General features: G+C 39.0%; 20 protein-coding genes. 15 read left to right on the forward strand and 5 right to left on the reverse strand.

Going from position 1 to position 21,121, the window contains the following annotated elements; all coding sequences use genetic code 11:
- Nucleotides 1–115: 115 nt before the first annotated feature.
- From GLIP_RS05665 to GLIP_RS05675, 3 genes are all read right to left on the reverse strand, one after another.
- Nucleotides 116–1,360, reverse strand: a complete 1,245-nt coding sequence (locus tag GLIP_RS05665) for an NHL repeat-containing protein (RefSeq protein ID WP_008843635.1) — start codon at nucleotides 1,358–1,360, stop codon at nucleotides 116–118.
- 231 nt (nucleotides 1,361–1,591) lie between these two features.
- Nucleotides 1,592–1,990, reverse strand: coding sequence for a rhodanese-like domain-containing protein (locus GLIP_RS05670; RefSeq protein WP_008843636.1), 399 nt, complete (start codon nucleotides 1,988–1,990; stop codon nucleotides 1,592–1,594).
- 9 nt (nucleotides 1,991–1,999) lie between these two features.
- Nucleotides 2,000–2,740, reverse strand: coding sequence for a sulfite exporter TauE/SafE family protein (locus GLIP_RS05675; protein WP_008843637.1), 741 nt, complete (start codon nucleotides 2,738–2,740; stop codon nucleotides 2,000–2,002).
- Nucleotides 2,741–2,817: 77 nt separating this feature from the next.
- Between GLIP_RS05675 and GLIP_RS05680 the strand changes: the two genes are divergently transcribed.
- The 15 genes from GLIP_RS05680 (at nucleotide 2,818) to GLIP_RS05750 (ending at nucleotide 18,711) form a co-directional block, all read left to right on the forward strand.
- Nucleotides 2,818–3,699: an MBL fold metallo-hydrolase gene (locus GLIP_RS05680; protein ID WP_008843638.1), complete on the forward strand. Its 882-nt coding sequence runs from the start codon at nucleotides 2,818–2,820 to the stop codon at nucleotides 3,697–3,699.
- Nucleotides 3,696–4,109, forward strand: a complete 414-nt coding sequence (locus tag GLIP_RS05685; protein ID WP_008843639.1) for a YeeE/YedE family protein — start codon at nucleotides 3,696–3,698, stop codon at nucleotides 4,107–4,109. Before GLIP_RS05680 ends, GLIP_RS05685 begins: the two co-directional genes overlap by 4 nt.
- A gap of 12 nt (nucleotides 4,110–4,121) precedes the next feature.
- Complete coding sequence (locus GLIP_RS05690; protein WP_008843640.1) at nucleotides 4,122–4,541, forward strand: DUF6691 family protein; 420 nt, start codon at nucleotides 4,122–4,124, stop codon at nucleotides 4,539–4,541.
- 3 nt (nucleotides 4,542–4,544) lie between these two features.
- On the forward strand, nucleotides 4,545–4,841 hold the full coding sequence (locus tag GLIP_RS05695) for an ArsR/SmtB family transcription factor (RefSeq protein WP_008843641.1): 297 nt from the start codon (nucleotides 4,545–4,547) through the stop codon (nucleotides 4,839–4,841).
- Between the two features lie 325 nt (nucleotides 4,842–5,166).
- A complete protein-coding gene (locus GLIP_RS05700; RefSeq protein ID WP_008843642.1) occupies nucleotides 5,167–7,551 on the forward strand; it encodes a hypothetical protein in 2,385 nt (794 codons plus the stop codon).
- A 68-nt stretch (nucleotides 7,552–7,619) separates the two neighbouring features.
- On the forward strand, nucleotides 7,620–8,576 hold the full coding sequence (locus tag GLIP_RS05705) for a C1 family peptidase (RefSeq protein ID WP_008843643.1): 957 nt from the start codon (nucleotides 7,620–7,622) through the stop codon (nucleotides 8,574–8,576).
- Between the two features lie 220 nt (nucleotides 8,577–8,796).
- Nucleotides 8,797–10,026: a hypothetical protein gene (locus tag GLIP_RS21345; protein WP_008843644.1), complete on the forward strand. Its 1,230-nt coding sequence runs from the start codon at nucleotides 8,797–8,799 to the stop codon at nucleotides 10,024–10,026.
- 10 nt (nucleotides 10,027–10,036) lie between these two features.
- Nucleotides 10,037–10,678 carry a hypothetical protein gene (locus tag GLIP_RS05715; RefSeq protein WP_008843645.1) on the forward strand — a complete coding sequence of 214 codons (642 nt, stop codon included), beginning with the start codon at nucleotides 10,037–10,039 and terminating at the stop codon, nucleotides 10,676–10,678.
- Nucleotides 10,659–11,075 carry a DUF1425 domain-containing protein gene (locus GLIP_RS05720; RefSeq protein ID WP_153886276.1) on the forward strand — a complete coding sequence of 139 codons (417 nt, stop codon included), beginning with the start codon at nucleotides 10,659–10,661 and terminating at the stop codon, nucleotides 11,073–11,075. Before GLIP_RS05715 ends, GLIP_RS05720 begins: the two co-directional genes overlap by 20 nt.
- A gap of 1 nt (nucleotide 11,076) precedes the next feature.
- Nucleotides 11,077–11,895 carry a hypothetical protein gene (locus GLIP_RS05725; protein ID WP_040522039.1) on the forward strand — a complete coding sequence of 273 codons (819 nt, stop codon included), beginning with the start codon at nucleotides 11,077–11,079 and terminating at the stop codon, nucleotides 11,893–11,895.
- Nucleotides 11,896–12,082: 187 nt separating this feature from the next.
- Nucleotides 12,083–12,820: an RNA polymerase sigma factor gene (locus GLIP_RS05730; RefSeq protein ID WP_008843648.1), complete on the forward strand. Its 738-nt coding sequence runs from the start codon at nucleotides 12,083–12,085 to the stop codon at nucleotides 12,818–12,820.
- Nucleotide 12,821: 1 nt separating this feature from the next.
- Nucleotides 12,822–13,451: a hypothetical protein gene (locus GLIP_RS05735; RefSeq protein WP_008843649.1), complete on the forward strand. Its 630-nt coding sequence runs from the start codon at nucleotides 12,822–12,824 to the stop codon at nucleotides 13,449–13,451.
- A 101-nt stretch (nucleotides 13,452–13,552) separates the two neighbouring features.
- Nucleotides 13,553–14,902, forward strand: a complete 1,350-nt coding sequence (locus GLIP_RS05740) for a peroxidase family protein (RefSeq protein WP_226992186.1) — start codon at nucleotides 13,553–13,555, stop codon at nucleotides 14,900–14,902.
- Nucleotides 14,903–14,915: 13 nt separating this feature from the next.
- Nucleotides 14,916–15,554 (forward strand): hypothetical protein, encoded by a 639-nt coding sequence (locus GLIP_RS05745; protein WP_008843651.1) that lies wholly within the window; start codon nucleotides 14,916–14,918, stop codon nucleotides 15,552–15,554.
- 139 nt (nucleotides 15,555–15,693) lie between these two features.
- Nucleotides 15,694–18,711, forward strand: a complete 3,018-nt coding sequence (locus GLIP_RS05750; protein ID WP_008843652.1) for a CHAT domain-containing tetratricopeptide repeat protein — start codon at nucleotides 15,694–15,696, stop codon at nucleotides 18,709–18,711.
- Nucleotides 18,712–18,718: 7 nt separating this feature from the next.
- On the opposite strand, the gene GLIP_RS05755 is transcribed toward GLIP_RS05750, so the two are convergent.
- Nucleotides 18,719–19,657 carry a hypothetical protein gene (locus tag GLIP_RS05755; protein ID WP_008843653.1) on the reverse strand — a complete coding sequence of 313 codons (939 nt, stop codon included), beginning with the start codon at nucleotides 19,655–19,657 and terminating at the stop codon, nucleotides 18,719–18,721.
- A gap of 146 nt (nucleotides 19,658–19,803) precedes the next feature.
- On the reverse strand, nucleotides 19,804–20,997 hold the full coding sequence (locus tag GLIP_RS05760) for a GAK system CofD-like protein (protein ID WP_008843654.1): 1,194 nt from the start codon (nucleotides 20,995–20,997) through the stop codon (nucleotides 19,804–19,806).
- Nucleotides 20,998–21,121: the final 124 nt, after the last annotated feature.

The raw sequence follows: 21,121 nt of genomic DNA on the forward strand, positions 1-21,121 counted from the left end.
GACAAGTGATGTCTCAAAAGAGCGTTTCTCAACGCCCAGCCACACGTTTAACTTTCGAGTTTTTGCTTGCGATACCAAATAATGTTGCTAATAAGGGAATCGCAAGCACTACCGTTTAATCGTTACTGTAGCCTGTTAACACAAACTTTTGAACGCGTCTTCCTGAGCTTACTTCGGAGGTGTACAGGTTACCTTCACCGTCTACTACTACGCTATGCAGCCAAGTGAACTGTCCTGGATATCTTCCTGGACGACCAAAACTACCTAAGACTTCATATGTGTCGTGCCACAAAATCCAAATACGCCCGTTCATCATGTCCGCCACATACATGTATTTATTGTCGGGAGAAAAGTCGATATCGGATGCTGTACCTAAGCCACCAGTGTCACCCGCAATAATAAGATCTTGGACAAACTTCACCGTTCCATCATCGTCTGCTTTGAACACCTGTATTCGGTTATTTCTTCTATCACAAACATAAATCTTGCCATCTTCAGATTGCGTTACGCAATGTACAATGTCGCCAAAATTTTCTGCAGTTGCGCTGGTGTTTTGGGCATTGCTGGTGGCTTGCGAAACGTCAAATGCCCCTTTGCGTGTGCCACCTCTGGGTTCGCCACCATACGCACCCCACAATTGGTCAAAGCTATTTTCTTCGGTATCAAAGGCTGTAATGCGTTTGTTGATATATCCATCTGCAATAAAAACCTGGTCGTGCTTGGTGTTATGGAATATGTCAGCGGGATTACCTAATGCAGTTTGACTTAGGTTGCCATCGGTAATGCCTCTGCTTCCATATTGACGAATAAATTTGCCTTCTTGACTAAAATTCAAAACCACATGATCATCTTTGCCGTTTCCACCTATCCACACGGTATTGTCATTATCAACGTAAAGCCCGTGCACGTTATCAGGCCACTGATTTAGACCGTCAATGCTTGGGGCAATTTCTGGTCCACCCCACGCATTTAGCATGTCTCCAGCTGGGGATATTTGTAAAACATGGGGAGCGGCTTCGCAACATAGGCCCATATTTTTGCTTAACCCCAAATCTAAATCGCTAAGTGAATTTGGTCGATGCAGTACCCACACATTATTTTGTTTATCAACTGCCAATCCTGGTACTTGGCCAATCAACCAAGTAGAAGGTAAAGACGGCCAACTTGCGTCGACACTGAATTGTGGCACTTTGTAGCTGGCGTCTGGGATTGGATAACGTTCAACTTCGACCAGTTTGTTTTGGGTTATTGGGCTCAATACTGATTGCTCAGCATAAGTTGTACTGCAGCACAGAGAAATAACACATAAGCCAAGCGTTTTTATGGCCAATTTGCTGGAAGATAAATAGTATCGTGTCATATTAGCTTGCCTTTTGTTTGAGTGAATTCGCGAAACAGAAAAGTGAAATCAAGAACTTTTCATTAGATTTCAATACGCTAATAGGCGTATTTACGGAAATTATCCTAGATCACAACTTGCTTGGACTAAATGACTTTGCGTTGAACTACATACAAATAAAGACCTAAGTATCAAGTAGCGACGAGATTGTGCAAATGCATTGTTAGAATGATTGACGGATTGCGTAGATTTTTATTCTTTCGAATCCGTTTTGATTATTGGGTAACCTCTTTCGCACCATGCTTCTATCCCACCAGCCAACGAAAATACGTTCAAAAGCCCCATATTTTGCAAAGACTTTGCAGCTAACGCTGACCGTCCTCCTGAACGGCAATACAACAACACTTTTTGAGTAGGCAACCAATCAGTTAGGGCTTTTTGTTCAGTTGCAGGTACTAGCGAATCAAGACTCGTTTCCAACACTCCTCTGGGGATACAACACGCTCCAGGAATTGTCCCTTGCGTCGTTTCCTGTGGCTCTCTTACGTCTATGATGATATCAAAATCATCTTTGTTGAGAAAAAACTCTTCAGTATTAACTTCTTGAATTTGCCGTTTAGTTTGCGAGATATATCGTTGACAATTAAGCATATAACCCTCTTAAAACTGATTTACCAAAAGTGCAACAGACACGCCAAGAAGGCATATTGCGAAACCACGCTTGAGTATTTGTTGGTTGATTTTTGCGGCTATTAACTGTCCTCCAACAACTGCGATTACGCCACTAATTGACATGACTGATACAACCAACCAATCAGTGGGAAGGCTATCGATAGCGATATTCAATGTGACAAATGCCGCAGCGGCATTAATTGCAATAAGAACAAGACTGTTGGCTACAGCTTGCTGCATATTCAAACCCGCATAAAGAACTAACGCGGGTACAATAAGAAAGCCACCCCCTATGCCCACTAACCCGGTAACAAATCCTGCGATTCCGCCCGATATTAAAACGATCAATAAGGATTTTTGAGTGTTGCTGTCTAACGTTTTACTAGCGACCATTTTAAAAGCTGAAATTAACATCAGAGCCACTAATATCGCTGTTTGCCAACCGTTTGGAAGAGCATGCCCAACTAATGCACCGACACTGGCCAGTGGTAAACTAGATAGTGCAAAGTAAGTTAATACCTTTGCATCAATTAAGTTTTTACGTAATCCGTTTATAGCGCCTACAAGCGATATCATCCCGACGATAATTAAGGCGTGTTTGATGGCTACTTTCTCACTCATTTCCATTAGTAGCATCAAGATAGGTACTGCGATAATTGAACCGCCAGCTCCCATCAAGCCCAAACTAAAACCAACTAACATGGCAGAGAAAAACAACATGATTAACATTTACTTGAAATTACCCTTCAATATATCGTATATTGCGAATATACGATATTAAGTTGTACTTATGCAAGGATAAATTTATGAGCGTAACGGTAACGCCATTTTTCCATGAGCAAACAGGAACGGCGAGTTACATCGTGGTTGATATTACCAAGCGGCATGCGGTTATTATTGACAGTGTTTTGGACTTCGAGATCGGGTCTGGAAAAATCTCGACGCAATTTGCGCAAAAGCAGCTCGATTTTTTAAAACGGCATGATTTTAATTTAGTCTGTGTATTAGATACGCACGCTCACGCGGATCATTTATCTGCCGCAAATTTTTTGAAATCACAAACAGGGGCATACACTGTCATTGGCCAAGGAATCCTGAACGTACAGGCTAGATTTGCTGACAAGCTGAATAATCATCAAGTCGCAGATGGTAAATTTGCTGGTTTCGATCGGTTAGTGAGTGAGGGAGATATAATTGAATTTGGTAGTAGTGAAGTGCATTTTTTGCATACCCCAGGACATACCGATGACAGCATGAGTTTTGTGATTGAAAATAATGTGTTTGTTGGAGATACACTTTTTATGCCGGACGGCGGAACTGCTCGATGTGATTTTCCTGGTGGGGATGCTGGATTGTTATGGCAAAGTATAGAAAAAATTCATGCACTGCCAGATGACACGCATATCTGGGTTTGCCATGATTATCAGCCTAATGGTAGAGAGGTAGATGTATGTACTACCGTAGGTAAAAGCAAAGCGAATAATATTCATGTGGGACAACAATCGAATGAACAAGACTTTATTGAGCTTCGAAATAAACGAGATGCAACCTTGGCTGCTCCCACACTTTTATATCCGTCATTGCAAGTAAACTTGTGGGGCGGGAGTTTACCCAAACAGGAAAATAACGGTATGAAGTACATCAAAATTCCTTTAACTGTTGAAAGTAAATCGTGGAGAGATGAATGAACGATATATATATACAAGCGTTAGTTGGCGGTATGGTTTTGGGGTTAGGAGCTGCACTGCTGATGTTTACATTAGGCAAAATAGCGGGAATTTCGGGTATCACATTTTCAGCAATTACCTCTTATTCAAGTACGAATCTTTGGCGCTGGGCTTTTCTTGTGGGGTTGATAATAGCGCCAATAATTACGGCACAATTTGGATACAAGCTGCCAACTGAAGCGGCAACGGGCATACCGCTGCTGATTATCGCAGGTTTATTAGTAGGAATAGGTACAAAAGTAGGCTCTGGTTGTACGAGTGGTCATGGAATATGTGGCATAGGACGTTTTTCCAAACGCTCAATTATTGCCACTATCACCTTCATGTTCACCGCTTTTGTGACTGTTTTTATAACTCATCATTTATTTTAGGAGGCTAATTAAATGAAAGGTATTATCTTTGGATTACTTAGCGGCTTGTTATTTGGTATTGGATTAACTATCTCTAGCATGGTCGACCCGAAAGTTGTACTGGGCTTTTTAGATCTGTTCGGTGCATGGGATCCCACTTTGGCATTTGTAATGGTGGGGGGATTGTTAGTGTACTTACCGTTTTATCATTTCTACGTTAAGCCAAAGCAACACACGATATTCGGCGAACCCTGTGATTTACCGAATAAAAAAAATGTCGATGCAAAGCTTGTTGTTGGTGCGAGTTTGTTTGGCATCGGTTGGGGATTAAGTGGTATATGCCCAGGTCCAGCGATAACAAACATAAGTGGGGGAGTACCCGGTATATTGCTGTTTGTGCTAGCCATGTTAATTGGTATGATGCTGGCTTCACGAGTCGAGAAAATTATCTAATCTATGAATTTAACTGAAATGCAGGCGAATGCGGAACATGCCGCTACGCTGTTAAGAGCCATGGCGAATAAAAACCGGTTACTTATACTGTGTTTACTTAATAAGGGTGAACTTTCAGTTAGCCAGATAATGATAGAGTTAGATATTCCCCAATCGACACTTTCTCAACACTTGAGTGTCTTGCGTAAAGACAACTTAGTGATCAACCGTCGTGAAGCTCAAACCATTTATTATGCGCTTGCTAGTAAAGAGGTGGAGGCAATTATTGCGACGCTATATGGTTTATTTTGCGAAGAGTGATTTACGTGTAGTTGAATCACTTTATTCATTATTAACAATGGGATGCTAATAGACTCGCATTTTTAATTTGGATGTCAAGCTGGTGCATTCATCGTTTATTCAATATCCGAACTCTTCAATACAATTGTATTTACAGTTGGTCTCATCAATTCACCTTTGCTATTGCCACACTTAAGGGCAAAAGTGCACTTGGACTAAGCAAAGTCGTAAAACCATTTTGATAATTCTTTTATTTTCTTTGTAAAAATACAATCAAAGACTGAGAGATAGGTATGCACCATTCCACTGTAGGTTGAAATACAACTTAAAAAATGTGGAAGGGAACATGAATAGAAATACCAAAAAATTGGTTTTGGGTGCCAAAATTTGCGCTTTAACTATGCTTGGTGGTTGCGCAACTTCATCCATAGAAGATAAATATCCCGGCATAACAAAAGCAGAACGGGTGCTAGAAGAGTGGGGGTTTGCTTCCGCATCAGCACCGTCATTGTCTTGGGCTGAAGAGGGGGTTTACGATTTTGAATTGAATGAAACTCCAGATTCCTATTTTAAAAGGGCTAAATCAGAAATAAACGCTGGAATTGCAGTGCATGATCAAATGGTGTTCGCGCTAATGGCAAATATGACTGCTAAATTCGATCCAATCAATCAAGCGAAATACGAATCAGCGCTTCAGGAATATCAGCAGGCTAAAAGCGAACAGACTAATTTCACTCTAAGTGAAACTCAACAACAGGTATTATCAGACAATCAGCAATTTATAGAAGAAGTTGTTCAAAATAATTTAGAAACTTGTTTATCTGCCTCAGACAAGGAGTTAACAACTGCTTATACGATGAATGGGGTAGATGACGTTGATAAAAGAACTGAATTAATAACAGTAGCCTTAACACGACGTAAATCTTGTCTCGCAGATTATCAGGCTAGTCTAAATAGTATTTCCATTCCTCAAGATCTAGAGTATCCAACGCTAGCTGAAAACAATGCGCCAGCTATCCAAAGGCTTCAATCTACCCCGTTTTTATCTAAGTCTTCACTAGTTGCGCCTTATTCGGACAACGACAGGACGGCCTTGCAAGCGAATGCCTTGCCCGATGAGGCGGCAATTAGTCAAGCAGTTACAAATCATTTCTTGCAAAGCATGTTCTCAAGCCTTTCTAAGGGCGAAAAAAGCACGTTGTTTGGTGTAAGCATGATATCCGTCAATCCTGGCTGGAGAAGCATGGAGGATTATAAAATTCAAATTACCATTCGACCTAAAATTGTTTACAGACCAGCTACGGCAGATGGGCTCGATGAATTTTTGTTGGATAAAACTTTTAGTCTATATGAACGGGCTGCTATTGCTGATCAGTACAGGCTCGACTGTTCTATAAAAAAGAGAGTTGATCAAGATTACTGTCTCCTAAATGAAAAAGATAAGCAGGCAATTCTAAAGGATTCTAACAACGCATTGAATGACGCTGGGCTTGCTAAACCAGAAAACGTGCCTAATGCAAACTTCGATATTACTGCAATCTCGCCAGTGAGTTATGGTCAAAATATGGATCTTCAAAACCGACAGATGTCGCAATTTAGTTTGTCTTTAATGTTAGCTGCTTCATTAAAAGAGGCGGGGGTTGAAAAAGCTGCCGAAGTATTTGCCGATTTTTCGCGTCAACAGAAACGTGAATATAGTTCTCGAAATCGCCGTAATCGAGTGAATATATTTAACGATCAGTCGCAAATGATTGGTCTTGAAGTTGGACCCGCGTTTTATGCTGCAGGTTCTGATGGGCACGATATTCAAGAAGGGTTACAGCGAGAAACCTTCCCCATTTTAATGAAGCTTAATGCTGAACAAATGCAATCCGGTGTATTCAATAAGTTCGTGATTGCTAGAGACTGCACTGAACCAGATATTCGATTTTGTTTGTTGGAAGCGCGATTACACTTTTCTACTACTCATCGTTGGTTACCCGCTGAACGGAACTGGACTGGTGTAGCGACTTGGCCTTACAGAGCTCCACTAAGTACAGGGCAAATGCGCACGGTGATGGAAGATGTCAATGAGGACTGTGCGGCAGAAGCAAGTTTTTTCGCATATGAAGGGCTGAAATGTGAGGAGCTTCAAAGCAAGCTACTCGGGAGTTATGTTTATACTAACCTCCCAAAACAGAAAAAGAGTCCAGAAAAAGTAAAAAAGCCAGCCTTCCTACAAGCATTTCCACATGTTATTGAAATCCAACTCGATGATAAAGGGAAGCCAATAACCACCTCAAAAAGATTAGTTTTTACAGGTCAGAACTTAGGGCTGCTTAAAGATTCGTTATCTATTGATAAAGTGACTCCTTACTTTCCAGGCCAGACAGTTAAAAACGTTTCTTTAAGTGGCGAGAGTCTGATTATAGACGTGGAAATATCGGACAACCAAGGTCCATTGATTTTTAAGTTCGATTTTCAAGGAGACAAAGTTACCACATCCAGTACCGGCGCGGTGGTAGTAATGAAAACTGTACCTAAGAAAAAAGCGGCTATAGCCAAACAGGTTTCAATCGAAATGAACGATAACCAAACCAAAATTACCTTAGCGGACGAGCAAACGGATCTACCAGATAATCTAACCAAGGTACTAGAAGAGATTTATGACTCAGGTGAAAAAGCCAAAGTTGTGCCTGTTAATTCTGATGTAAAAAAAGAGAAAACATGTAAGCCGTGCAAATCTGAATAGAAGAATTCAAAACTTTTAACGTGGCTACAGTAAATTTTCTGCAGCCGAATTTAACTAAGGAGAAGACGATGTCAACAAATTGTCGAACCAACGAACGAAACCCTAGACCTCCAATCCGACCTGCAAATGGACAGGGAGGAGGCACACTGAGGCTTGGCTGTCATAAGGACATGCCAGATTTACGCGATCAAACTCCTTCAGAATTTTATAAACAAACGCATAAATCTAACTATGAAGCGCTCTTTAAACAATTGAGTTCTAACAATGGAAACGTATTTCTGGAAGGTAACAACGCAAGTATATCATTGTCTGAAAGCGTAGATTTAAGTGTTCATAACGCGTTTACTGAAGTTGAAGATCAGCTCGATTTGGGCAGTTGCACAGCGCAAGCTGTTGTTGGATTAGTTGAATACTTGATTAAGCGTGCAACGAATAAGGAGTTGCACCTATCTCGGATATTTTTATATAAAGCGACGCGAAATTTAATGGCAAGTCGTGGAGAAGGAGATAGTGGAGCAACAATAAGAGAAACTATTAAAGCCATGAAAATTTTTGGCGTGCCTCCGGAAACGTGGTGGCCTTACAATGTATCCAATTTCGATGACGAGCCTGATGCATTTATTTACGCCATGGCTCAGAGCTTCCAAGCGATTGATTATGTGCGTCTCGATCCACTCAATTCAAGTCCTGACGAAATAGTAGCGAATGTGTGTAAATCATTAACTGCAGGTGTTCCAGTTGCTTTTGGCATGTGGGTAACAGATGGTATTTTTACTTTGCCAGATAGTGACAATGTTATACCTGTACCCTCTAACAATGATCGATTGATTGGCGGTCATGCTATGTTAATTGTGGGGTATGACACGGCAAAACGAAGGTTCAAAGTCCGAAATTCATGGGGGTATGATTGGGGAGATAGAGGCTATGCGTGGCTACCTTATGAATATATCGAATGGGGCTTAGCATTTGATTTTTGGACCATATTTAGTACTGAGTGGTTGGATACTTGGGGCTTCTCAGCCTAACAAATTGCAACAGTCTTTTAGAACGAATTGTAGGACATAAAATGTTCTACAATTCGTTTCATATTTTCAATATTAATTTACCTGTTTTTCACAACCTTCCTGTTGATCGGCTAGTACTTATTCGTACTCTCAAAGATAAATTTAATTAAAGTGGGAGATTTGTATTTCCAATTCCACTTCCCCAACTGAACCTATCCAAAACAATAAGGGGAACTATCAAATGGACTCGGTTAAACAACTACCACTAATTTCAATTTTTGTCGCATCTACGTTAGCGGCGGGATGTGCAAGCGTTACCAAAACACAACCAGGCATCTTGTCAAACTTGCTAGATGAAGCAAACAATAGCGCTGGAAAGCAAGTAAGCAACTCACCACAAACTCATCCAGTCTATTTACAGCCATATATAGCTCAAAATAAAAAAACTGGGCTGCGTGATCAAGTATTGGTCAATATGAGAGCTGGGGTAACGGCATTGGAACACGGCGACCACCATATTACGCGACGTTTGATGGAGGATGCTTATACTCGTATAGAAACCATTTATGCAGACAATAAAGCTGCAAAAGCTGCGCGTAGTAACTATGTTGAGGAAGCAAACAAGGATTTTAAAGGAGAGCCCTACGAGCGAGCGATGGTAGGCTACTACTTAGGTATCGCTGATATGTTAAACGACAACTTACAAAGTGCAAAAACTGCGTTTAGTTGGGGCGAATATCAAGACACCATGTCGGCGGGAGAGGAATATCAGGCAGATATGACGTCTTTAATGTTTCTACGCGGCTGGGCAAAACATTGTGCGGGTGAAACCTCTGCTGCGAAGGATGATTTTGCTGCCGCGAATTTAACACCACAACAAAATGCAAATTTGTTGGTGCTAATAGAATCTGGTCAAGGACCGGTTAAATATGCCTCAGGTAAACATTCAGAAAAATTAAAGTTTAAAGCTGCTCCACAGACCGATAATGGTTTTATAAAAATAAAATTTAACGAACAAAACTTTTATCCTGACAAAATTGAAGATTTAGTGCATCAAGCTACAACCCGTAATGGACGAAGCATTGACGCTATTTTACAAGGTAAAGCTGAGTTCAAAGATAGTACTAAAAATGTCGCTGATGTTGCAGCCGCCACCGCTACGGCATCGCTTACCTACGCCAACGTTAGCTCAATGTATGGTGATCACAATTCGGCACAGAACGCTAGCGCCATTGGAGCACTTTTCGCCTTAGGGTCACTAGTTGCTGGCGCAATGTCAGAAAATACAATTCCAGAAGCAGATACTCGGCAGTGGAATAATTTACCCCGCTTTATTCACGCGCAAACCATGTTCGCGGATGATGACTATGCCTTGTCTGATATCGTGGTTAGCGGAGAATTTGGTGAAGTTAAAATCAAACCTCAGCAAACAGGCCAATGCTATTTCGCGTGGCATAAAGTGAGCGGATAAGGAGAGCAAAATGAGTATCTGCAAAAAATATTTTGAATTTTCCTGTGCACTGATGCTGAGTATTTCTGTAATAGCGTGCAGTTCAACTTCGGTACCCAATGCATCCGGAATTCAAACAAAATATATCAACCCGAATAAAGAAAGTCGTTCTAGTGGTGTGGGTATTGAATCAAACGATGTGATTAATATGGCGGATAAAATGGTGCGTAGCATTTTAAACGAACCAACTTTTGCTGGCTTAAGCCAAGCCCCTCGAGTTCTTGTGGATGAAACTAACTTTACGTTAGATGGTAATTCCCGAATTAACCGAAAATTAATTACTACTCGGTTAAGAAATGGACTAACTCAAGCCGCCAATGGACGTATGGTATTTGTGGCACGCTATGCTCAGCGTGCAATAGAAGCTGAACGGGAGTTAAAGCTTGCTGGACTAGTTGATAAAGGGACTATTCGTCAGACACAAGCAACAGCTGGTGTCGATTTTAAATTAGTCGGCAATATTTTAACAAGTGACGAACGCCATGCTAATGGAATGACGTCCAGATATCACTTCATTAATTTCGAATTAGTAGATATGGAATTGGGGGTAACGGTTTGGGCTGACGCTTATGAATTCAAAAAAACAGGAGTAGATGATGTTGTATATAGATAACAAAATCAGTCAGCTTAAAACGAGGAATTTGTTAGTAAACGCTTTCTTTTTTTTGTTGCTTGCCGCATGCGTAAATACGCCGGAACAATTGAAATTAAACAGCGTGCAATTTATTGATTTTGATTTAAGAAAGCTCGTAACAGTTGACAATCTCACTATCAGTAAGTCAGAAACTGGTAATACTCAGGTGAATATGCTGCTGCAAAATATTTCTAAGCAGCCATTGATAATTGAAGTAAGCGTTGGTTGGTACGACGCTAACTTTATTGCAACTGAAGATTCTTCGAGATGGCAACAGTTAACGATTTCACCATTTCAGACTCAAGTATTACAAGTGTCGGCTACAAGCAGTAAGAGTAGTCATTTCGTGATTAATATTAGAAATGGGGGCAGTTAGAATGAAAATCTATAACCTTATGATCATCATGCTTACAACTTTCGTTGCTACGGAGTTATCGGCCGCTTTGCCTCCTTCATCAGGTGTTAATAAACAACCAATGCGCCAAACGGGAGGAGAGAAAGTTAATAAAAATTTGGATTTGGGAAGCTTTTTAACAATCTATGTTGAGAAGCAAAGCCCTAAGTTTACGATTTTGTGGAATGATAAATTCGATCAGCAATTTAGTGATTGGGAATTAGCTCCTACACAAGAAAGGCATTTTGAGTCTTTAAATGTTGTTAATGGTACGACTAATTCTCGCGCTGATTACCAAAGTTCGCAGCATACATTAAATAGATCTTATCAAGTTCAACGTTTTGCGCCAAATGAAGCTCAAGTAGAATCATTTAAGGCGGGGTTCATCGAAACTATTTTGAGCGCAGGGGTGATTTTAGTCGATAGTGCAGTACTTATTCGAAAGACCGCTGTTAATAGCTCCTCTGACTCGCCATTGTATGATCTCGATTCAAAAGAGATTGAAACAACGGCATTTCAAGACAATACAGACTATTTGTTAGAAGTTTTATTTGTTCCAAGCTCGGATCACCCAGTAGGTTTTGAGCCTTATGCAGAAATTAAGAGTGTACATACAGGTCAGGTTATCGCAAAAGTGAAAAGCGAAATTAACTACAACTTGACTAAAACTTCTTGGATTGCAACTAATGACGGATTCGCAAAAGTAAACAATGTTTTAGCGCCCCCAACGTATGCTGAAATGGGGCAAGAGTTGGCTAATGCTACCATTTCGAAGCTGTTATCAAGATGGAAGGGGAAATAACCTCATTGTCCAAACATTGCAAACAGCGGTTACTACTTAGGTTTATATTTTGCGATTACTTATAAATATAATCTAAAAAAATAACCTAAGTAGTAATCCTGTCGTTTATATTATGGACAGTCATTGTTGATTTATTGAACAGCTTGGGGTAGTTTTCTTATAACGAATACCAACAAAGGCATTAGCCATGGAGTTGCAACCAAGTTCTCAGTCAGGCAATCAGCAAGATTTATTATCTAGAATTTATAATAAAGATAAAACAGCTGAGCAATCATTGGTTGAATTTTACTATAAACAGCTTTTCTTTATCCTACGAAGCCAAACTAAAGACTCAGATTTAGCTAAAGATTTGTGTCAGGACACGTTTATCATAGTGCTCAACAAAGCCCGCCAGGGAGAAATTAAAAATCCGCAAGGACTAACTTCATTTATTCGAAGTGTTGGAATTAATTTACTGATTGATTACAAAAGAAAAATTAAACGGCAGCAAACAGGTGCCACCGAAGAATTTGCACATATTAGTGATGCACTATCACCAAACCTGGACCAACGCGTTGAAAAGCAGAGAATTGTCGAACTTATTGTACAAGTGATAAACGAACTACCCTCCCAACGAGACGCTGATATTCTTCGTCTAACTTATATTGCGTTAGCTAACAAAACAGATATTTGCAGTGAATTGACATTGTCCTCTGAACACTATGATCGGGTGTTATATCGCGCGAAACAACGTTTAAATCAACTTTTAGCAACTAAGCTTAAATTGAACGTCAATACCATGAGCATGACGGAAATTCTCACTATTGGTGCAATGATTTTTGTGTTCTGCGAATCCATATCCGCTTTTAACGTGAGAGAACCATTGATGTCATATCACGTAAAAGAGTATGGCTATATTCAACAATACGAACGAGTAAATCATTAGTATGCAGTTTACAAAAGAGCAGGTTAATCAACAGCAAATAGGCATTAAATATTGTCAAGGAAAGCTCGACAAGATTGAGATGGAAGCCTTCGAATTATTTTTATTGGATAACCCTGACTATTTGAATGAACTGGAAACAGATAAATTATATAGCGACTTTTTGGATGAGGCATTTGAGCAAACAGTTATAACCCAAAACAAGCAGAAAGCACCGAGATCCGTTTTTCAGATATTGTTTGCAGCGGGTGCAGGTGCGTTGGCAAGTTTTATATTTTTTACTTTAACCACAAACAATCATCAATCAGTTGTCGCTCAGCAAGTTTTCATGCTGGACAATATGCGTTCTGCACCACAAATTGAACGGCAATTATATATAGATGGCGAAACAGAGAATGTATTGCTCATGTTTAGCGTTAGTCCAAAACAGGTTGGTCTATTAGACGTTAATATTATTGAAGAAAGTAATGATGATTTGGTGTTTAAAGGCACTGGAATTAGTCAAACAGAAATGGGTGATATTGCAATTGTTTTAGGTGAAGAATCCTTATCAGATGGTGTGTATAAGGTAAATGTTTTAGATCAATCCGGCGAAGAGGTTACGTTTAAATTTAAAGTTATCCGCGGAGATTAAACATGCATGGAGAGTCGGTAGAGTCGTTTAAAAAGATTTTAAAACATCAAAAACAGTTTACATCAAAGGAAGCTAGCGAAACTAATCATAACGTATTGTTTATGTTAGGGAAAATACTCCATTTAGATACTGTAAGACCTTCTTCGAAAATTAAAGGAATCCCTGGTGGTTATACCTACTTCGGACAGTTTATCGACCACGATCTTGTGCTATCTCAAGATTCATGTACAAATTTAAACAATGAAAAAAAAGGGTGCGACTCTGAATGGTTTGAACACTATAAAATATGTCGCAAGGTTGGGCTGAATCTAAATCCAGTTTACGCAGGGAACGACAATTGGTGTAAATGTTGTGGAAAGCTACTTTTCAGAACCGAAAGCTCCCCCAATACATGTCAAGGGGAAGCTATTGATATACCGCGTAATTTCGAGAAAAGAATTTCGTTAATTCCTGATAAACGAAATGACGAAAACTGGCTTGTCGCGCAATTACACCTGCAGTTTATCAAGTTACATAACAAATTCTGTGATCTCGATGTTGAATCTAAAAATTCGTATCAAAAGTTCGATAAATCTAAATCGAAATGTATACAAGTCTACCGTCAAATTATAAAAAACGACTATTTAAAGCGCATCTTGAGTGAAGACGTTTATCAATTTGTAATTGATGATAAAAGTACTTTAAGAAGTTTAAAAAATTGGTCACGGGAAACTGCTAATAATTCCTCAAAACTTCAACTTATTTTTGAAAAAGCTGCTTTTCGATTCGGCCATACAATGGTTAGAGAAAGCTATATTTTGAGAAAAAGTTCGAATTCAATTCCACTTAGAATGGATATCGACGAATTGTTTCGTTTCAGTATGAATGGCGCAAGAAAGAACAATATATCTAATAAATCTCATGTTGTAGAGTGGGATATGCTTTTTGACGGATACTCGTTTAATGAATCACATCCCGTGTTTCCGGCAATTCGTTTTAAATTGCCATTATTAACTTGTCCTGAGAATCATTTAGCAATAAGAAATCTAATTCGAGGGGAGTTTTATGAATTGCCAAGTTTTAATCGAGTGTGTTTAGAAATAAAAAGCTCTTTAGATGAGCACATTGGAAACCCTTTCAGTACTAAAATACAAAGACATTTTGATCATATTATTGAAAGTGCAGGTCAGTTAAGCCCTAAGTTTTTTGAGCCTTTGATTTACCACTTAAAAGAAAATCAGATTTTCGACATTGTTAGCGAACATTGCCCGTTATGGTTAGGCATTTTGTGTGAAGCCTACTTTTGTAAAAAAGATAATATGGAATTTGAAAAAATGCTAGGTCCTGCAGGAAGCTTACTGGTAGCTGCTTACATAGCTTGTTTTTTCATAAACGATGAAATCGATAACCCTGAGTTAATCAGTCTAAATACGATGCAAAAACTACAAGCTTTTCTTTTACTCACTAAATAGCAAGGAGAGACCGATGTTCGAATTTAATCTAAAATGCAATGGAATTTGGTCGTATCATGACTCTGATTCCCCAGCGTCAGAGAATGAAATTATTGATGACCCTTTCTTTCAAGAAAAGAATGGGGATCTTTTTGGCATCTACAAAAGTCCTGTCACACCAAATCCTAAGCTTCCTTTGAATTACAGATTAAAACACAATTTATCAGAAGCCTTAGTTCTGTTGGATAAGAAAGTGGAAAAATTTATAACAGTAGTAAGACTTCGAAGAAACGTTGATACTTATCTGGAAGAGCCTGTTGAATATCTATTAGCAAAAATTGAGGGGGTGGCAACACCAATTTCAATCATTTTTTCTGACAACGGTTACCTCTATTTTGGGTTTGCTTATACAACAGTAGAGGTGGAAAATGGAATTGAGAATTTTTATCTTCATTCTAGTTCATTTGATTTAAGTTATGATTTAACCCCTCCTGACTTAAGTGAAGATCACATCAAGATTTTTAAAGCCATTTTAGGTTTATTGGCCGAAAGCAGTGATAGTAACTTAGCCAGTCTAAATGCCAGTATTGGCAGCTTAGATATTGATGTGGGCATTGACCCTTTGCCAGAGTTTAGTGCGAAATGGTATTGCAGGAATGAGAATAAAAGTTAAGTATCCCAAACCTGAATACTCCTATTAGCTTCAGATGCTTTTAAAATCTGCTTTAAAGTACTGTCTATCGTTGCTCATATTGTGTTGCTTTCAAGTTAATGCAGCCAATTGTAATGATAGGCACTTAAACGGCAACTTATTGGTTGAGCTGCAAAAAAACAGTTCTGAAGAAAGTCGTTTCTTATTTTACGACCGCATCGATAGCCACTTAAGTGTGTTTACACCGCAAAAAATTAGCATTAATTCTCAAGTTAAGTTGCTTGATTTACATGCTGCCTTTGCAAGCAATTCATCTATTTGCCTTTATGCTTACATGACTCAAGACGAGGCTTTGGAAAATCAGCACTTGATTCGTTATATGGCTGCACCTCACCCATTGTTAATTTCGCTCTTTGAATTACACCAAAAATTACCTACTGACGATACTAATTTGAAACGTTTGTTTGAGTTATGGCGAAAAGCGCTTGTATTGACAACTGAGGAAGAAAAACAGTTTATTAATGCTCTATGGATAGATACATTTTATCGTCTTTACAAAAAATCAAATCTTCAATTATTACTAATTTATTATAGTTTCTACTTAGAGAACGTCTCAAAAATTGATCAATTCGAACCCTTAACTTACATACTTTTACTAGATATTTACGAATTTAATGTTGAACAGACTAGTGAATACCTTCAAAGACTCAGACTTGCAAGAAATAGCGATAATATTGCAGAGTTATTTATGTCCCATATTTTGCAAGCTATGTTTCAGCTGTACCATGCCCAACCTCAAGAAGCTAAATTTCACTTAGATGAAATTCAATCACTACTGAATAATCATAAACTGTACTCTTCGTTTAAAGTGGATTTTTGGGATGTTCTAGGACATTGGGCGTTAACCAACGCTAAATTTCAACCAGTTCAACAGGCAAAATACAATCAATTAGCTTTGGAGTACGAAACTCGAGCACTTGAGTTAGCGGTAAAAAATGGAAACTTCCTCAAGGCTGCTAGAATTTCAAACAACATTGGCTGGATTCTCAGAAAACAACAACGGTTGTCTGAGGCACTAGAAAGTTATTCTTTAGCTTTATTAAATCTTGATCAAGAGGAGCAACCATTATTAGCGGTCTATCTATATAAAAACTTAGCTTCGGTTCATTTGGCTTTAGGTGACGTGGAGTCTGCCAGGCTGTTCTTTGCGCAGTCTTTGTTAAGTTCAGAAACGTCTTCTTTTTGGCGCATCAATATCGAATGCCAATTGGCATTCTCGGATTTTCAATTCGACTCTTCTGCTCGTAATCATTCTGCTCTTCTGGGATGTTTGCGATCGTTCTACAAATTACTGGAGAATGATCAGAACCATGTCAATGTTAATGCCTTTTTAGGGCTCTCTTTTGATATTCTGCGTAACACTGCTAATCTAGATTTTTCGTTACTCGAAGCCCAAGTTCAACAGACACTTGCTCAGTCACAGACGGTGACAATGAATCAAAGTGTAATGGCGAAGAAATTGCTAATAAATGGATTTCGGGAGTCGAATGCTGACGATAAATACGATTATTTTGAACGAGCTAAAGCGCTTTCTGCGAATGATGAAAATATAAGCTTATCGAGTGAAATAGCAATGGAGATAGCCTTACACTGTTTATCATCTCGTCCGCAAAATTGCTCAAACGACTATTTGAATCGCTCGATTTCCTCATCGTTAGAGGCAATGAAACAGGTTTTATTACAAATAGGAACAAGAGACCTTAATATTCATTTTATAAATCGGGCAGAATCCTTTTTAGCAAAGAGCGTAGATTATTATGCTGAACAGGGAAATATCGATGCATTAACGAATATGAACCTGTTAACTCAGTCATTTAATAATGATGTAAATATACGCAAAAGTATGGCTGATATGACTTTGAATCGAGTCGTAGAAGTTAGTGAAAGTGCCCTGAAATTAACCAAACCACATGATCATCAAAGTGCAGTGGATTATCTCATAAGTAAACAATTAGGGGGGCTCAAGTCTGGGGGAGCGCCGGCTGATATTTTAATAGACAATTTCATCAATGCGTTAAAAAACGAACGTATTCGTGATGATTTCCAACTCAACTATCAAGTTGGATTTGATCAACTATCGGCTTTATCAAACCAAAGTGTTTTAACGTTTTTAGATGGTGAACACTGGGTTTGGCTATTGTTACAATCTGAATCTCATAGCAAATTGTATAAAATTGCTAATAAAGCAGAAATCAGCAAGCAAATTAATCAATATGTGACTTCAATAACTCATTTTAAAAGCAACTTAGATGATTTTGAAAAAAAGCTCGTTTTGCGACTTCTACCCGAAAAATCATTGCAATTTTTCGCAGAAAATATCTTTATAGAAACTAGCAGTACTACCAATCGTTTTCCATTTTCTACAATAAGCAAATATCATCCTAAAATAAAATCGGTTTCTATTTTAAAGAGGTTAGCAAGAGGTAGTGAGTTTAAGCATGATGAGCGAAGTCTGGCAACAAATGTAGTTGTTTTCGCAAACCCTGTTAATAATCGAGAGCAAGACGATTGGCGAAAAGATATGCCTGATTTACCTTGGAGTGAACAAGAAGTTGAGTTTATTGCCAAGGAATTTGATAACACTAGGGTGACTACCTATATCGGCGAACAAGCGACAAAATCAGCTTTGTTTAATGAACAAAGTCGAAACGCTAATGTTCTGCACATAGCGTCACATGCGTATTTTAATCCAACCAACCCAGCAATTATTGGCTTTATTTTATCACCAAACAGAGAAACTAATCGTCAGGGCTTTGTGGTTTATGAAGACATTCAGCAAAGCCGCTTTAATAACCAACTAGTTGTTTTAAATGGTTGCGAATCTGCGTTGGGATTGTCTTCAAGGGTATGGGTTAGATCAATCGCAACTGCATTTTTACAGGTTGGTGCTAAGCAAACCATAGGCACACTTTGGCCTGTATCTGATAAAGCATCTGCGTTTTTAATGCGTTACTTTTATCAAGAGCTTGCGATTACCCAGGATGCGCCAGAGGCACTTGCTAATGCCCAAAATAAAATGCGCTTAAACCCTCGATTTAAGCATCCATTTTATTGGGCTGCGTTTACAATATACTCGTCATCTACTGAGGCAAACGTTATCAATGTTAAGAAAATTTGATAACTGCTTATTGGCTGCATTGACTGGGACGACAGGTTTTTATCAATACTGGGCGGTAATTTTGGGCCTTCAATTGTGTCACAGTACTGTTAAACTCATCTATGTCACTATAAGGAATTACGTACCAACCTAATCCGTTAATATTATCGAGCCAAATGGTTGAAAACCTAAGTTCCTGTCCACTCATGTCAACGTCTATATAGACTGGATGTCGACCAAGTGCTTTTTGTTCTTCGACATTCAGATTAAAGTCGTCAAGACTCATCCATGTATTTAACTGCCAACCAGAATGTATTGTTTCTGAAATACCTGAAAAAGTTTGTTTGTTGTTCACTATGTCGATATCTAAAATAGTCGGCGTTTGATTATTAAATTTTGAGTAATCTATAAAATTTTCATAGCCCTGCTGGTCTTGATTCAACGCGAGTTGCCAGTTTCGATTGTCATCATTACTCACCCAGATTGAAGAATATCTGGACGCGTAATTTACGTAATCTACATCTATTGCTTCAGGTCTATAGTTTTTACTTTTCATCTCGGACAAGCTTGCTTCATACTGTGATGCCGTTTCATTGATTCTAATACTCCAACTAACGCCGTCATAATTTGTCGTTGTGATAAGTGTATATGTATACTCATCCCCGAACCTTTTTACATCAATAAACTCAGGTTTAAGATTGTTGCTTTTAGCTCGTTCGATAGCTGCATTGAATCCAGTTTGTGAATTTTCAATAATATATTCCCAGCCAAGATGATTGGTATTTGATTCAAAAATTGCAGTGACCATTACTTGTTCATTTATAGTCGTTTGCGGTGGGGGAGGAGGCGGAGTAGTCGTTGTTACGATTAGAGGAGGTTCTATTACTGGTGTTCCGTCGCTACCACCACAAGCTGAGAGGCAACCCATTGATAATGCAATAAGACTAGCGGTATATGAATGTTTCATTTCGATTTCCTAAATTAAAAGCATGTTAAAACTTAGGGGCATCAAAATACGAAATCTCTCAGCTAATATTGATCCAAATTAAAATTGATTTTCTTAGGTCAATTAATGATCTGGGAGATTTTTTAATCAGGTATTAAAAAATACCTTTACGTCATCGAAATAAGGGCCTTAACTAATTTGTCATCGTCATAAACGTCGGGTTTATTTTGATTGATTAATGGGGTGTCTATGACTTGAATTCCCATTTTTGCAAAACTTATATGATCGAGTTTGTCCTTATCTGGAATGCCGCGACTGTCATATACGATAAAATTCAGTAATCTATTCACTTCGATTGGTTTATGAAATTGCACTTGTAATCTGGATATCAGGGTATTGACTTGGTCTTTCAATGTCATACCAACTTGCTCGGGATCTGTTCCTCGGTTTGGAATATAAACTTTTGGGCAAGGGTTATCGGCAATTGACTCCGAAATGCCATGAGGTAGAAGGTTAGCAATTAAACTCGAATAGAAGCTACCCGGTGAATAACAGATAAGTTCAGCAGTGCTAATCAAGCGACGGTTATGGCTTTTGAGACTACTTGTAACGCCTCGAAAGCGCGTGAGTTCCGAGCTTAAGCGCAACTTCACAATTGGACTTGAAATTGGCGGGTTTTCTTTTCCAGTCAATCTATGTTGTCCAATGATTTGACTGCCATCCGCCAATTCGGCGGCAAGATGAAAGTTATCATCGGTGATTGATCTTACTATGCCACGCACTTTAACCAATTCTGAAAACAGATAAATGATGGGATCTAATTCTCGATGATGGTTGATATAACCACCAACAATAATTAGGTTTCCAATGCTCGCTCCACGCAGGTTAAATGCGGCAGGCATCTTTTTGAAAAAGTACCCTAAATGATTGCAGATTAAACTGCGCATAGGATTGATAATGTCCTGAGTTAAGCTATCTTCACCCGCCACCATCGACTCTATACGACGTTTCAATTCTGAGTTACTCGCTGTTTTACTAAATCGATAGTTAAACAGCCGTATAATTTCTGGGTGGCCAAGAACCGACTCGTCGGCCAACGCCATCATGCGACTTCGTAAATCACCCACTGCGGGCATATCGAAAAATTCCCGAATAACGGCTGAACTGCCACCAGAGTCGTAAGGACTTACTAAATGGATAGAATTATGCGTGTAATTCTTTAATTTACGAGCAGCACCATTGAGTGCACTCCCACCGCTGAAAAATAACATGCGAGGCCCAAGCTCTGGGATTTTGGCGCAACGACTTATTCGCATTCGATCAGGAATTGCGACGCCACGAGTTATCAAAGGTGCTGTCATTGTGTTCCTTGGGTACGCACTTAGCGGACAAATATTATGAACTAAAGTGTCCCTAATAAAGGAATATTGCTTGTCTGCTTAAAGATAGATTATCACTACATTATTATTTTTAAAGGCTTTTTAC

This window comes from Aliiglaciecola lipolytica E3 (assembly GCF_000314975.1).
GTDB classification, from domain to species: domain Bacteria; phylum Pseudomonadota; class Gammaproteobacteria; order Enterobacterales; family Alteromonadaceae; genus Aliiglaciecola; species Aliiglaciecola lipolytica.